This window comes from Schumannella luteola (assembly GCF_013408685.1).
Taxonomy (GTDB): Bacteria; Actinomycetota; Actinomycetes; order Actinomycetales; family Microbacteriaceae; genus Schumannella; species Schumannella luteola.
This window is the reverse complement of record NZ_JACBZY010000001.1, coordinates 1,515,963-1,531,106: the sequence shown is the minus strand read 5'-3', so window position 1 is coordinate 1,531,106 and position 15,144 is coordinate 1,515,963. Positions and strand designations below refer to the sequence as shown.

Here is a 15,144-nt window from a genome sequence, read left to right as displayed (position 1 = left end):
GGGTCGGCTCCGGCCTTCCCCGCTGTTCCCGCGCGCGGTCAGCCCTGGCCTGCGGCGCCGTTGACGACGTCGATGATCTTCGGCCCCAGGTAGGGCATGATGCTGCGCGAGTACGACGTCGAGACGTGCCGCTCGTCGGCGAAGACGACCACGCCGCCGATGACCGGATAGCAGGTGCTCGCGTCGCAGAAGGCGTCGGTCAGGTCGATGTAGGTCACCCGGCCGCCCATCTTCGGCAGCACGTCCTCCTGCGGAGTCCACAGCTCGAGTCCCTTGCGCGGCTTCGCGCAGGCGAGGGGGTCATCCGTGTTCGTGGACAGGCAGGTCGGGATCTTGCCGACGCCGAGGTCGGGCGAGGTGCGCACCCAGGCGATCTTCTTGCCGGCGTCGAGCAGCTGGTTCCACGAGGCCTCGACGTCGCTGTCCTGCAGCGAGATGTCGTCGAGCGCCTGCGTGGCGGGGTGGCCCATCGCACGCCCGATGAACACCACGGTCGAGATGTCGGTCCGCTCGATGAGCGTCTCGCGGGCCCGCTCGCTCCAGACGCGGCAGTTGACGTACTCGGTCTGGTCGGAGTTCGCGGGCTCGTAGTCCGCCGGAACCGGCTGACCGAGCGCCGGGCACCCGAATCGCGTGTAGGTCTCGACCTTGTAGCCCTGGCTCGTGAAGTAGTCGTCGAACGCGACGGTGAACGAGGCCGCGTAGGAGTCGCCGACGAGGGCGATCGTGCCCTTCGCCTTCGCCGAGGTGTCGCCGACCTCGCAGGTGCGCCAGGTCTCGGTGAACCAGGTCAGGCACCAGCGGCTCGTGTCGAGGTCGGCGCCGGCCGCCGCGAGGTCGGTGTCCTGCGGCAACGCGTAGGGGTCGTCGCATTTCTTGCCCGAGAGCAGCGCGCCCGCTCCCACGCAGCTGCTGGCGGTGACGTCCACGGTCGGCAGGGGCTTGGGCGCCGTGACCGTGCCGATCACGAGCGCGCTCGCGACGATCACGGCGGCGCCGCCCGCGGCGAGGCTGTAGGAGGGCCAGCGCAGCTTCGTGAACGGCTTCGCGGTGCGGAACGGGTCTTCGACGAGGATCTTGGTGAGCCAGGCCAGCAGCACGGTCGCGGCCACGATCACGAGGCCCGACTTCCAGCTGGCGGGATGCCCGACGAAGTTGGTGAAGCCGATCAGCAGCGGCCAGTGCCACAGGTAGGTCGAGTACGAGATGTCGCCCAGGAACTGCACCGGCTTCACCGCCAGCACCGGGGCGAGCGAGGTGCGCGGGCCGAAGCCGCCGACGATCACCAGCAGGGTGCCGACCACGGGCAGCAGCGCGGTGGGCGCAGGGAACGGCCAGGAGCCGTCGATGATGAACCCGCCGACGAAGAGCACGACGATGCCCGCGAGCGTCAGCAGTCGCGACTGCCCGAGGACGGGATTCTCGCGCAGGCGCTGGAAGGCTCGAGGGAACAGCGAGACGAGCCCCGCCGTGAGCGCGCCGAAGGCGAACTCCCACGCGCGCGAGAAGGTGTCGAAGTAGGCCAGCGAGGGGTCGAAGGTCGTGCGGTTCAGCGAGTAGACGAGGGAGACGACGACCACGGCGGCCGTCAGCGCCACGAAGAGCACCGCGGTGCCGCGCCCGCGGGCTCCGTTCGCCGCGCCCGCGACCGCAGCCGACCCGAGCGTGTCCGCATCCGCCGAGCGACGACGCAGACGGCGCACCAGTGCGATCACGAGCATCCCCAGCGCGAGCAGGATGGGCAGTGCGATGTAGAACTGCTCCTCGACCGACAGCGACCAGAAGTGCTGCACGACCGTCGGCGGGTTCTCGGCGGCGAGGTAGTCGACCGACTGCAGGGCGAGCGCCCAGTTGACGACGTAGAGGCTCGCCGAGCCGACCTGGGTCAGGGTGTCGGGCCACATCGTCTTCGGGATCGCGACGAACATGATCGCGATCGCGGCGATGAGCACGAGGAACGAGGCCGGCAGGATGCGGCGGATGCGGCGCACCCAGAACCGGGTCAGCTGCACCCGTCCGTTGCGCTCGGCGTCGCGCAGCAGGTGACCGCCGATCAGGAAGCCGGAGATGACGAAGAAGATGTCGACGCCGACGAATCCGCCGGGCAGCGCGCCGGGCCAGACGTGGTAGACGACCACGAAGGCCACGGCGATCGTGCGCAGCGCCTGGATCTCGTAGAGCTTGTTCTCGACGACCGGCTTGTCACCGCGTCGACGGCGCTCCGCACGGCGTGACTCAGCGCGCGACGGGAGCTCCCGGTCGCGCTCGGAGACCGCCGTCACGAGGTCGTGAACCGGACGGCACCGTTCGCATCAGAGCGGCCGACGCCGTTCTGGAAGTTCTGAACGCAGCCGTTCGCCGAGCAGGTGGGGGCGGATGTGGGCCAGCCGAGCCAGGTCGCCTCGGCGCCGTAGCTCTTCCACGACGTGAGGATCGGGCCTGTCGGGCTGAACAGGGGGGAGCCGTTCGACACCTGCGTAATGGTACCCGCGGTGAACTCCTGAACCCATCCACCGCCGTTGGCCGTGCTGTAGCGGGTGCCCGAGATGGCCGGGCCGACCTTGGCGATGCCGCCGGCCGCATCCCACGCACCGGCGAGACCGCCGATCACGAGGAGGGGGCTGCCGTTGGGCCGCACCGTGACGACCGCGTTGGTGAACCGCTCGGCGCAGGCGTTCGCGGCGCACTGCTGCGCGGCGATCGGCCAGCCGAGCGAGCCGCGCTCGCCACCCGTCTGATACCAGTAGCCGTAGAAGAAGTCATACGGGAACCGGGTGACCGTGCCCGCCGTGGTCTGCACGATCGCGGCCTTCTCGAACTGCTGGATCCAGCCGCCCCCCGCGGCGTTGCTCGCGCGCAGGTCGTCGAACGCGGCGCCGAGCGAGTCGAGCCCGCCCTGCGCCCGCCACAGCGAAGCGTAGCCCCATAGGATCGCGTGGCTGCCCCACTGCTTGGTCGTCGACAGCGCGCCGTTCTGGAAGTCCTGAGCGCACGAGGCTCCCACGCAGCGGTAGTCGCTCGTCGGCCAGCCGAGCGTGCCGCCGATGCCGCCGTAAGCGATCCAGCTGCTGCCGGTGGTCGACTTCGAGACCGCGTACGACCCGAAGTTGCTGGCGGAGTAGTAGGCCCACTGGAAGTCCTGCACCCAGCCCGCCGAACCCGAATTGGTCGCGTACTCGGTGTCGCTCATGGGTGCGCCGAGCGGGCCGGTGGGACCGCCGCCCTTGAGCCACGCGGTCGCGATGCCGCCGTAGATCACACGGGCGCCGATCGTCGGCGCGGCGACGATGGTGCCGCCGGTGAAGCTCTGGTAGCAGATGCCGTTCGTGGCGCAGACCTGCTCAGAGGTCGGCCAGCCGGTGCCGCCCGACTGCGCGTAGAGCGACGCGTACTTGGTCATGAACTCGTTGTTGAACACGAAGGCGGTGCCTCCGGCGCTCGTGTAGAGGATGCCGTTGCGGAAGCGCTGGAAGTAGCCGCCCCCGTTCGACTCGTCGCGCGTGAGGTAGCCGGTGGCGGCGCCCATGACGCCGTTCGCGCCGCCGCGGGCGTCGTAGTACCAGGCGAATCCGGGCGCGACCTCGTAGCGCAGCGGGTTGCCGAACCAGTCGGTGAAGATGCGCCAGAAGTTGCGGTTGCCGTAGGAGGAGCAGCCGTCGCCGATGCCGTAGAGGTTGCCCATCGCCGCGGCGTTGGGCGTGTAGGGCGTGTAGTTGTAGAGGCCGGCGGTGGCGTTGTTGTAGATGTAGACGCTCTTCGTGCCGCATCCCGCGTTCGGGTTGAGCAGGATGTTCTTGGTCGTGCCGGCGCGGTGGTTGAAGCTGTTCGGGTTGGCCTTGTAGATCTGGAACTGCCGGGCGGCGTAGTACACCTGGTAGTAGAAGCCGCCCACGTTGGGGTCGCAGGGCGCCGTGTCGGGGCAGCCGAAGCCCGTGGCGGCGTCGTAGGCACGCTGGCTCGGTCCGGTCGACGAGACGATGCCCTGCTCCTTCTCGAGCAGCACCAGCAGCGCACGCTGGTTGATGCTGCAGGCGCGGGCCGCCTTGTCGATGATCATCGCCGCGGTGTCGTACGAGCTGCCGGAGTAGCCCGAGCAGTAGCGGTCGGCGGGGATGGTCGTGGTGACCTGCGCGTAGCCCTTCAGGCAGGTGCGTCCGGCCTGGCAGGTGCCGACGCGCGAGTTGAGGAACGACTGCACGTCGAGGTAGTTCATCGAGCTCGCGTCGTAGAAGATCGCGTCGTCGATGAGGTAGCCGGGGTCGAAGTCAGCCGCGTTCGCGGCCTCGGCCGACTCGGTCTGCGCGAGCGGCATCAGGGTGCCCAGCACGACCGCTGCGAGCGCGACCGCGGCCTGCGCGATGACCGATCGGCGCATCCATCGCCGTCGACGCGTTCCATCCTGCTGCGCTGTCATGACACCCGCCCCCTCGAGCGTGCGCACGCAGAATCGCGCCCGCACACCGCTCCAGAGTAACCCGGCGTGCTCGGCGGGCCCGCGATTCCGGGGTCGCGACGCGCCCGGAGACGGTCAGGGAACGCGCGTCTCGGGCTCTTCGGCCGTCGTCTGCGGCGCCTCGCCGGTCGTCTCGGCGGTCTCGAGCGCGGCGAGCGCCTGCTCGCGGCGGTAGCGGCGCACCCGAGGATCGACGACCGACTTCGCGAGCCAGTAGGCGCGCCGCATCGGGCGGTACACCGCGCGAACCGGCCGGTAGACGGCGCGCACCGCGGGGTAGATGCGCGGGTGCCGCAGCTTCGTGTAGGCCATCACGTAGCCGGCGGGACCGCCGCCGATGAAGGTGCCGGAGCGGTCGAGCGTGCTGATCTGCTCCTCCGCGTAGCCGGGCACGTTGGCGCTCATCCGGTCGAGCTTGTACTCGAGCGAGGTGTGGCTGATGGCCGCGTAGCGGGTCGTCGCGACGGTGCGGGTGTGGTAGCCGAGCTCAGCGGCCGCGTAGCTGAAGAGCCGCTCCTGCACGTGCGCGATGCTGCCGTCGATGTGCTCCGTCGGCAGGGGGTAGTCGTCGTACTCCCACTCCGGGTCGGTGAGCAGACTCAGCGACTCGGGCCGGAAGGCGAACATGCAGCCGTAGGGCGCGAGCGGGGTGGGCTCGTCGAAGGGCACGCGGATGCCGAGCTCGTCGGCCATCTCGCGCGCGGCCTCCTTGTTGTCGAACCAGCCGCGGCCGAGCGTCGGATAGCCGATGTGCAGCGTCGGCGCGTAGGCGAGCCCGAGGTCGGGGTGCTGCTGGAACAGCGCCACGAGGTTCGCCGCGTAGCCGGGCGAGTTGAGCAGGTTGACGAGCTGATGCCGACGGAACAGGTCGCCGGCGTTGGCGCCCTCCTGCACGGTCTTCTTCGAGTGGATCTTGAAGATGACGTCGTAGTCGCGGGCGCGCAGCACATCCGCCATGCCGACGAAGAAGGCGCCGATATCGCGCCCGCGGTTCGAGGGGAGCACGCGGATCTCGCTGCGCTGCAGCTTCGGGTCGGCGCGGTCGTCGATGATCTGCTGGATCGCCGCGGCGCGGTCGTCGTCGGTCGTGGTGATGTAGACGTCGTAGTCCGAAGGCAGGTTGGCCGCGGCGCCGAGCAGCTCGTCGGCGAGCTCGACGTAGAAGATGTGGATCATCACGGCGATCCGCAGCGGCGACTCCGGGTCGTAGCTGATGTCGACGTCGGGCATGATCTCGAGCATCGCCGCATTGGTGTTGAGCACCTTGGGCTGCGCGTCGCGCGCCATGTTCTGCAGGATCAGCTCGGTCGGGTAGCCGAGCGAATCGGCCTTCTCGAGGAAGCGGCGCGGGATGATCGCGTGCCGGTCGACCAGCAGCGGGTCATGGAAGAACGGGCGGCGCTTGAGCACGGGGCAGCCGTCGTCGAGCAGCGCCTCGGCGTCGTAGAACGCCGGGTGCCAGGTCGAGTAGTCGCGCCGTTTGTAGGCGATGTCGACCGTGAAGCCGGCCTCACGGAAGTGGTGGGTGAACTTCGACTCGTGGCTGAGGATCGAGTCGGTGTACGACACGATCGGCGGCATCGTGTCCCAGTACTCGGCCCACTCGTCGCTGAGGAACATGCTGCGGCGCACCGAGATCCAGTGCGACTGGATGTGCGCGTGCAGCTTGCCGGTGCGGGTGAACGGGTTGGGCGTCTGCTCGCCGTGCTCGGTCATGCCCCAGAAGTCGAGCTTCTGCGCATCCATGCGCTCGAAGATCGGCTCGAAGGGGTTGACCGGCCCGAACCAGGTGTAGTTCATGAGCAGGAGCTCGTCGTAGTCGGCGAGGCGGTCGCGGCCGAACTCCTCGAGCGCCTTCTTGTAGCCCCAGACGTCGAAGCCGACGTTCTCGCGCTGCCAGATCGTGTCGGAGACCGTCGCCATGCGCTCGTGCGCGGCCGGCGTGAGCTCGCCGTTGACGACGACGAAGATGTGCTCGGCGAAGGGGCGCAGACGCTCCAGCTTGTAGAGCACGTAGTCGTCGACCTCGCCGCGCGGGTCGTAGTACAGGTAGAAGATCACCCGTCGTCCGTTCGACGGGAATGCCGCCAGCTCCCCTACTCGACCAGTCACTCGCCGCTCATCCTCTTTCTCGCCGGACAACCGGGAGAGTCTACCGCGCGAGCGCGGACCCGACCTGGACCCCTCGGTCGACCCTCCTCAGCGGCGAGAACCTCCGGCCCGCTCCTTCTGCACCGAAGCAGCCGCCGCATCCAGCTCGGCCGCGCGAGCGTCGAAGCTGTGCTCGCGGCGGATGCGCTCGGCGATGACGTGCAGCTCGGCGTCGGCGGGGAAGAGCTCGGCGGGGTCGCGGCGCAGCAGCTCGACGAGCTCGTCGGTGTCGCGGTAGACGACGACGGCGCCGTCGAAGAGCTCGGCGAGGCCGTCGACGTCTTCGCTGACGACGCGGCCGCCCGCAGCGACGACGTCGAAGGGGCGCATCGCCATGAAGCCCTCGCGGCGCATGGCCGGCCAGTGGTCGTTGAGCACCATCGACGCGGTCTCGTAGCGGGAGCTGAGCTGCGCGTTCGGGATCGAGTCGGCCACGATCGCCGAGGCGGGGATGTAGCCGCGCCAGTCGGGGCCGTAGACCGCGACGGGGATGCCGGCCTCGAGCGGCGCGACGACGCTGGGTCGCGCGATGCCGCGCGAGGTGCCGACGAAGACGATGTCGTCGCCGCGCGGCGCCCCGGTCGGGGCGAACTGGTCGGCATCCGTGCATTCGAGCAACGGCGCGATCGGCACGCCCAGCCGCTCGGATGCCGTCGCCGACCAGCGCAGCGAGGCGGCGAAGACGCGGTCGAAGCGGCGCACCTCGGCGCTCGTGATCTCGTCGGGGTGGCTGATGATCCACTCCAGGCGCGCACCGGTGTCCGGCGGGTCGATCGGGCGCGGGCCGCGCACGACGACGGTCACGTCGTCGAGGTAGGCGGTGCGGCGGTCGCGCGCCTCGTAGGCGTCGATCACGACCTGGTGCCCGCGCCGGCGCAGGGCCTTCGCGAGGCCGTGCGCGAAGTGCGTGTCGCCCCAGACGTCGCCGGCGGGCCCGGCGGGCGAGCAGATGCGGATCGCCCAGCGCTGGGCGACGGCGCCCCCGTCGGTGCCGTCGGTGCCGTCGCCGCCGAGGGCGCCGCGGCCCGCGGACGACGGGATGCGGCGCAGGGTCGGCTCAAGAGCGCCGGGCTCTCCCCGCGACTCCCCGTCCACGATCTCGAATCCGGCTGTCGCGAGCAGGTCGGCTGCGCGGTCGCGGTCGCCTGCGCCGCCGCCGATCGCCGTCCCGCCGATCGCCGTCCTGCCGATCGCCGTCCCGCTGCGCGCCGCCGCAGCGCGATCGCGTCGCGCGAACGCCCGCTCGGGCGCGTACTGACCGGCGGCGAGCGCGGTGACGACGACGAGCTCGACGGCCGGATCGGCCGCGCGCCACCGCGACGACAGCGTCTCGAGCTCGAGGTCGTTCACGAGATCCGTGTCGAGTCCGCCGAGGCGGTCGAGGTCGGCGGTGTGCAGCGCGACGGTGCGTCCGCTCAGCAGCGGCACCGGGATCGTCGCGCCGGCGAGACCCTCGAGGTCGTCGACGGGATGCGCGTCGAGCACGCGCCACGGACGCCCCACCCCGAGCGGAACGGCTCCGACGGCTTCGATCGTGCCGTCGGCGGCGACCTGCACGGGCGTCGCCGCGCGGCCGGGGCGCGCCTCGGCGGCCAGAGCGCGCACCTCGTCGGGCGTCGGCGCGACGCGCGGATCGACGACGACGAGCGCGGTTCCGCGCGCGATCCGGGCGGCCGCGGCGACGGCCCGCGCCCAGGTCGTGTCGGCGCGGAGGTCGAGCACCCGCAGGCGCGGATCGATGAGCGCGAGCAGGGCCGCGCCGACCCGCTGACCCGGGTCGGCGCCGATCGTGACGAGCAGCGCCTCCGCTCGGTCGACCCCGCCGTCCGCGGCGAGCGCCGCCGCGACGCGCAGCTTCTCGTCGTAGCGGCGGTCGCCCGCCTGCAGCAGGCGGACGAGGGTGAAGTCGGGGACGGATGCGAGCTCTGAGCCGGCACTGATCTGCGCCGGCGGGGCCGGATCAGCCGACAGCGCAGTCGCGTCGGCCGGGGCGCGACGCGCCGCCGCGATCGCCGCCGCACGCAGCTCCCCCAGCGTCAGGGTGAGCGTTGCGCCCGCAGCGGCCCCGCCAGCACCGGCACCGGCACCGGCACCGGCACCGGCACCGGCACTGAGCGTCAGCTCGACCGCGCTCCCCCGCCCCCAGGCGTGCTCGAGCGGCGCGGCCTTCGCCGCGGCGGAACCCTCCGCCCGCGCGTACCCCGGCGCATCCCACCACGGATGCACCCGCACGGTCGCCTTGTCGCTCAGCAGGTAGGCGTAGAGCGCGGGAACCCGCGCCACCTCGGGCAGCCCGCGGCCCATCACGAGCTCGTCGACGAGCGGGTTGAGGCTGAGCCCGCGCCGCCAGCCGCCGGCGACGTAGTCGAGAACCGCCCGACGCGCATCCGCCCGCCGCCAGCCGCGCTGCGCCGCATAGAACTCGGCGTCGACGAGACCGGATGCGGCGATCGCCCGGTACCACCAGGCGCGGTCGCCGAGGCGCACGAGCGCGCCGACCCCCGGCAGTGCGCGCCCGATCCGCCACAGTCGACGCAGCGGCGACACCTCAGCCCCGCCCGGTCACGCGATCGCGCACGCGGCGCAGCACCCGGGTGATCGGGCCGCCGGCGCGCAGCAGCTTCGTCTGCTGCGCCGTCTGCCGCTCGATGAGCCCGGCGACCATCAACGGCACGCCGAGTCCGTGGTCGCGGATGTAGAGGCGTAGCGCCCGGTCGCGCACCAGGGTGTCGTAGCGCTCGTGGATGTCGCCGAGCGCGTACATGCTGTTGCCCTCGTGCCCGCGCGACGCGGGGCGCAGCGACCAGTAGGCGAGGATGCGGCCCGCGATGAAGCCGATCTCGCCGGCGACCAGCACGCGCAGGTAGAACTCCCAGTCCTCGACGGCCTCGAGGGTCTCGTCGTAGAAGCCGACCTCGTCGTGCAGAGCGCGACGGTAGAGGAAGGAGATCGGCACGGCGCGGTTGATCTGCAGCATGTCGAAGAGGGTGATCTGCTTCAGGCCCGGCCAGAGCGGCTCCCGCCCGGTCTCGACCCACTCGGCGCCGCGCTGCTTCTCGTAGACGATCTCGATCGGCACCATCACGCCGCCGTGCTCGGGATGCGCATCCAGGTGCTCGACCGTCGTCGCCAGGAACTCGGGGTGCCAGCTGTCGTCGTCGTCGTGCAGCACGACATACCCGGCGTCGACGGCGCGGAGGCCCTGGTTCGCGGCGGCGCAGCGGCCGTTCGGCGCGACGACGTCGAGCACGGTCAGCCGGCCGGCGAGCTGCTGCTCGAACGGAGCGAGGGCGGAGCGCACCTGCGCGGCGTCGCCGCCGTCGTTCGCGACGACCAGGTGCCAGTCGGCGAAGCTCTGGGCGAGCACGTCGCGCACGGCCCGCGCGAGGAAGACGGGCCGGTTCTTGGTGCGGAGGACGATCCCCACCCGGGGCGCTGCAGCGGTCACCGCCCCATCCTGACAGCCCGCGCCGCTCAAGTAGGCTCGTGCAGTCCTGTTCCCGGCGAGAGGCTGCGATGACCACCGTGCGACCGGATGCCGCCCCCGAGCCGGGAGCGCTCCTCGCCCGGGTGCTGCCGGCGGAGTCCGCCGACGAGCGCGCCCGCGCCCTGCACCGCGCGCCCGACGGCTCGTTCGCGGCCTACTTCAGCGCCTTCCCCGCGTCCTACTGGGCGCACGGCACGGTGCTGACCGCCGTCGAGCTGCGGGTCGCGACGACCGGATCGGGGCGCCTGCGCCTGCGCCGCTCGGATGCCGACGGCTCGGCGAGCGACGTGCAGGTGCTCGAGGTCGTGGGCGACGACGACGCAGCCGTGCCGGGCACGACCGTGCTGACGGCCCCGCTCACCGGCTTCGACGACGGCGGCTGGCTGTGGTTCGAGCTCGACGGCGGCCTCGAGCTCGTCGAGGCGGGCTGGCACGCGCCGTCCGGCGTCGAGCGGGTGCGGCGGATGCGCCCGTCGATCGGCATCACCACCCTCGACCGCGAGGCCTACCTGCTGCCCGTGCTCGCGACGCTCGCCGCCGACCGCGACGTGCTCGAGCTGCTCGACAAGGTCATCGTGGTCGACCAGGGAAGCCGGCGCGTGGCCGACGAGGAGGGCTTCGCCGAGGTGCGCGACGCGCTCGGCGAGCACCTGCTGCTCGTCGTGCAGCCGAACCTCGGCGGCTCCGGCGGCTTCGCCCGCAACATGCTCGAGTCGCTCGACGCCGGCAGCGACGGCGTGGTCATCCTCGACGACGACGTCGCGGTCAGCCCCGAGGGCATCCGCCGCGCGATCCGCTTCGCCGAGTTCGCGACGGTCCCGACGATCGTCGGCGGGCACATGTTCGACATGCACGTGCGCAGCCGTCTGCACGCCTTCTCGGAGGGCATCCGCGCGAAGAAGTTCTTCTGGGAGACCAACGGGCCCGCCCGGCACGACTTCGCCGCGCATCCGCTGCTCGGCCCCGAGAGCACCTGGCTGCACCGCCGCGCCGAGGCCGACTACAACGGCTGGTGGATGTGCCTCATCCCCGCCGAGGTGCTGCGCGCGATCGGCCTGGCGATGCCCTTCTTCATCAAGTGGGACGACGCCGAGTACGGCGTGCGCGCGGCCGCGGCCGGCTACCCGACGGTGTCGCTGCCGGGCGCGGCGATCTGGCACGTCTCCTTCGACGAGAAGGACGACACGGTCGCCTGGCAAGGGTATTTCCACGCTCGCAACCGGCTGGCGAGCGCCCTCATCCACTCCCGCTTCCCGGGAGGCGGCTCGGTCGTCTGGGCGAACTTCTCCCTGTCGGTGCGCTACCTGCTCGCGCACGAGTACGGCGCGCAGAAGCTGCGCAACCAGGCCTACCGCGACGTGCTCGCCGGCCCGGCAGGCCTGCACGCCTCGCTCGCGACCAAGATCGGCGAGGCGAACGCGACCCTGCGCGCCACGCCGAGCGGAGCCGCGATCCCCGAGGCGGAGTGGGATCGCCTGACCACCCGCATCGCCCGCTCGGAGCGGATCGCCGCCCAGGGCGAGCACCCGGGTGGCGCGCAGATCATCCTGCGCGCGCTGCCGATCGTGCTGCGCGGGCTGATCGTGAAGTCCGACCGCCCGGCCGACGCCCCGCCGCAGGCGTGGATGCCGGTGCGCGACGCGCGCTGGTGGAACGTGGGCCGCTACGACAGCGTCGCGACCGGCAACCCGAACGGCTCGGGCGGGCGGTGGATGCGGCGCGACCGCGCCGAGTTCCGTCGCCTGCTGCGCGAGGCGTGGACGCTGAGCCGCGAGCTCAAGAAGCTGTGGCCGACCCTGTCGGAGCAGTACCGCGCTGCGGCGCCCGGGCTGGTCTCGGTCGACACCTGGCGCGAGACCCTGCAGCGCCCGAAGGCCTGACGCGGAGCGGCGCCGGGTGGCGCCGCACGGGCGTCACGTCCTCAGGCGCCCTCGGGCCGCCGGGTCGCGAAGCGGCGGTACAGCCAGGCACGGGTGCCCGGCGGGATGAGCCGGTACGGCGCCCGCACGAGCAGGTTGCGCGCGCGCTGCGCCCGCGAGGTGATGCCGGCCCGCCGCAGCTCGCGCTGCAGGGCGATCTCCGAGCGCAGCTGGTCGAGGCCGCCACGACGGGCGTAGGCGCCGTCGTCGGCGCGGTAGTAGAGCAGCAGGTCGGGCAGGTTGTCGACCGCGGCGCCCGCGGCGACGAGGCGGGCGAACAGCACGTAGTCCTCGAAGCGGCCCACGCCGGTCGGGTAGCCGCCGACCTCCACCAGGGTCGAGCGGCGCAGCACGACGCTCGGGTGGTGGAAGGGCTGGCGGAACGGGATCGTGCGGCGGATCTCGTCGCCGCCGACCGGAGGCGTGCGCACGGCGACGACCTTGCCGATCGCGCCCTGGAACTCGACCAGGCCCGTGCCCAGCACATCCAGCCGGCGCTCGCGCATGACCGGCAGCTGCCGGGCGAAGCGCTCGGGGGCGCTCACGTCGTCGGAGTCCATGCGCGCCACGAACTCCGTCGTGACGACCTCGAGGCCCGCATTGAGCGCGGCGGCGAGGCCGACGTTCTCGGGCAGCTTCACCCGGGTGACCGGCGAGGGGCTGTCGGCCTCGAGCTGGTCGAGCAGCGTCGCGAGCGGGCCGGGCAGCGGGCCGTCTTCGACGAGCACCACCGCATCCGGCTTCAGCTCCTGCCGGTGCACCGATGAGCGGAACGCCTCGGCCAGCTGGTCGACCGCGTTGCCGCCGTAGACCGGCAGCAGCAGCGTGAAGGCGCCGTCGGTCATCCCCCTGCGGCTCCGCCCGCGCCGGCCGCACCCCCGGCGAAGGCGGGCGCGAGCACGGCGTCGTTGTCGCGCGGACGGGTGCGCCAGCCCTCGCGCCACCCGCGACGGCCGGCGGCGCCGAGCACGGCACGGTCGGAGGAGCGCAGCCAGGTGCGCAGCCAGCGTCGCGCGGTCGCCGCGATGTAGAGCAGGCGCTCGCCCAGCCCGAACGCGGGAGAGAAGCGGAACAGCCAGATCTTGTTGCGCACTTCGAAGAAGAAGCGCTCGCCCGGGTCGGCGTCGCTCGAGCCGAACACCTTCGTCTTGTGCATCACGACGCTCGCGGGGCAGTACCAGCCCTCGGCCGAGCGCAGCAGGCGCGCCGTGAACTCGAAGTCGTCGTTCCAGATGAAGTAGGCCGCGACCGGAGCCCCGACGCGGCGCACGGCGCGCGCATCCACCAGCAGCGACACGAACGAGGCCGAGCGCACCGGGATGGCGCCCTGCGCCTGCGCGGCCGAGATCGACTCGGCGGGCGCGCCGATGCGCTGCTTCGGCGTGTTCATCGGATGCTCGCGGCCGTCGGTCCAGATCGCCTTCGATGCCTGCAGCGCGAGATCGGGACGGGTCGAGCGGATGCGCAGCAGCTCGGCGAGCGCCGTCGGCGTCGGCATGGTGTCGTCGTCCATGATCCACACCAGGTCGGCGTCGTGCTGCTCGAGCGCGCGGTCGATCCCCACCGAGAATCCGCCGGCGCCGCCGGTGTTCGCGCTCAGCCGCACCAGGTCGAGGTCGGGGAAGCGCTCGGCGACCATGTCGGGCGAGCCGTCGGTGGAGGCGTTGTCGACGACGACGACCGCGTCGACCGGCCGGGTCTGCGAGGTCAGCGCCTCGAGGCACTCGCCGAGCAGCTCGAGACGGTTGTAGGCGACGACGACCGCCACGACACGGGATGCATCCCGGTCGGACATGCGACCACCTCCGCTGCGCTCGAGCACGACTCATCGCACCGGCGCGCGACCCGAACAATCTACCGGGCCGGTCGGATCGCTCCGTCCCCGGGCGGTGCCGGCGCACGACGGCCGGGCGCTCAGGGGCCCGATGCTAGCCTTGACCGGCCCATCCGCCCCCGAACCCTGAGGTGCAGCACACGCATGAATCCGGACCTGATCGTCGTCGGATCCGGCTTCTTCGGCCTCACCGTCGCGGAGCGCGTCGCGAACGAGCTGGGCCTCAAGGTGCTCGTGCTCGAGCGCCGCAGCCACCTCGGCGGCAACGCCTACAGCGAGCGCGAGCCCGAGACCGGCATCGAGGTGCACCGCTACGGCGCGCACCTCTTCCACACCTCGAACCAGCGCGTGTGGGAGTACGTGAACCGCTTCACCACGTTCACGCCCTACGTGCACCGGGTCTACTCGAACGTCGGCGGCGAGGTGTTCCCGCTGCCGATCAACCTCGGCACGGTCAACCAGTTCTTCCGCGCGGCTCACACGCCCGACGAGGCCCGCGCGCTCGTGGCCGAGCAGGCCGCCGAGATCACCGCCAGCCCTGAGAACCTCGAGGAGAAGGGCATCTCGCTGATCGGCCGCCCGCTCTACGAGGCGTTCATCAAGGGCTACACCGCGAAGCAGTGGCAGACCGACCCGCGCGAGCTGCCGGCGTCGATCATCTCCCGCCTGCCGGTGCGCTACAACTACGACAACCGCTACTTCAACGACGACTTCGAGGGCCTGCCGACCGACGGCTACACCGCCTGGCTCGAGCGGATGGCCGATCACCCGAACATCGAGATCCGCCTCGACACCGACTTCTTCGACCCCGAGCAGCCGTTCAACAAGGACGCCGTCGTCGGGCGCATCCCCGTCGTCTACACGGGCCCCGTCGACCGCTACTTCGACTACGAGCACGGTCGTCTCAGCTGGCGCACGCTCGACTTCGAGCAGGAGGTCGTCGAGGTCGGCGACTTCCAGGGCACCTCGGTCATGAACTACGGCGACGAGGAGGTGCCGTTCACGCGCATCCTCGAGTTCCGCCACTTCCACCCCGAGCGCGACTACCCGAGCGACCGCACCGTCATCGTGCGCGAGTTCTCGCGATTCGCCGAGGCCGACGACGAGCCGTACTACCCGGTCAACACCCCCGACGACCGCGAGCGCCTGAAGAAGTACCGCGACGACATGGAGTCGCAGCCGCAGGTGATCTTCGGCGGCCGTCTCGGCACCTACCAGTACCTCGACATGCACATGGCGATCGGGTCGGCGCTCTCGGCCTTCGACAACAAGGTCGCTCCGCTGCTGAAGAGCTAGGCGG

Annotated in this window: 9 protein-coding genes; 2 read left to right on the top strand and 7 right to left on the bottom strand. The window is 71.5% G+C overall.

What is annotated here, in order from left to right; genetic code table 11:
• Positions 1-38 precede the first annotated feature (38 nt).
• The 5 genes from BJ979_RS18100 to BJ979_RS06770 all read right to left on the bottom strand — a co-directional run bounded on the left by BJ979_RS18100 (position 39) and on the right by BJ979_RS06770 (position 10,052).
• On the bottom strand, positions 39-2,282 hold the full coding sequence (locus BJ979_RS18100) for an acyltransferase family protein (RefSeq protein WP_179566439.1): 2,244 nt from the start codon (positions 2,280-2,282) through the stop codon (positions 39-41).
• Positions 2,279-4,375 carry an LGFP repeat-containing protein gene (locus BJ979_RS06785; protein WP_179566437.1) on the bottom strand — a complete coding sequence of 699 codons (2,097 nt, stop codon included), beginning with the start codon at positions 4,373-4,375 and terminating at the stop codon, positions 2,279-2,281. Before BJ979_RS06785 ends, BJ979_RS18100 begins: the two co-directional genes overlap by 4 nt.
• 153 nt (positions 4,376-4,528) lie before the next feature.
• Positions 4,529-6,565 carry a rhamnan synthesis F family protein gene (locus tag BJ979_RS06780; RefSeq protein WP_179566436.1) on the bottom strand — a complete coding sequence of 679 codons (2,037 nt, stop codon included), beginning with the start codon at positions 6,563-6,565 and terminating at the stop codon, positions 4,529-4,531.
• A gap of 87 nt (positions 6,566-6,652) precedes the next feature.
• Positions 6,653-9,151 carry a glycosyltransferase gene (locus BJ979_RS06775; RefSeq protein WP_179566435.1) on the bottom strand — a complete coding sequence of 833 codons (2,499 nt, stop codon included), beginning with the start codon at positions 9,149-9,151 and terminating at the stop codon, positions 6,653-6,655.
• Position 9,152: 1 nt separating this feature from the next.
• Positions 9,153-10,052: a glycosyltransferase gene (locus BJ979_RS06770; protein WP_179566434.1), complete on the bottom strand. Its 900-nt coding sequence runs from the start codon at positions 10,050-10,052 to the stop codon at positions 9,153-9,155.
• 68 nt (positions 10,053-10,120) lie between these two features.
• On the opposite strand from BJ979_RS06770, the gene BJ979_RS06765 reads away from it, so the two are divergent.
• Entirely contained in the window at positions 10,121-11,971 is a 1,851-nt protein-coding gene (locus BJ979_RS06765; protein ID WP_179566433.1) for a glycosyltransferase, read from the top strand.
• Positions 11,972-12,012: 41 nt separating this feature from the next.
• On the opposite strand, the gene BJ979_RS06760 is transcribed toward BJ979_RS06765, so the two are convergent.
• Entirely contained in the window at positions 12,013-12,855 is an 843-nt protein-coding gene (locus tag BJ979_RS06760) for a glycosyltransferase (RefSeq protein ID WP_179566432.1), read from the bottom strand.
• On the bottom strand, positions 12,852-13,805 hold the full coding sequence (locus BJ979_RS06755; RefSeq protein ID WP_179566430.1) for a glycosyltransferase: 954 nt from the start codon (positions 13,803-13,805) through the stop codon (positions 12,852-12,854). The genes BJ979_RS06760 and BJ979_RS06755 overlap by 4 nt, the downstream gene beginning before the upstream one ends.
• Before the next feature lie 183 nt (positions 13,806-13,988).
• On the opposite strand from BJ979_RS06755, the gene glf reads away from it, so the two are divergent.
• Positions 13,989-15,140 carry a UDP-galactopyranose mutase gene (gene glf / locus BJ979_RS06750; protein WP_179566428.1) on the top strand — a complete coding sequence of 384 codons (1,152 nt, stop codon included), beginning with the start codon at positions 13,989-13,991 and terminating at the stop codon, positions 15,138-15,140.
• The last annotated feature ends 4 nt before the right edge of the window (positions 15,141-15,144 follow it).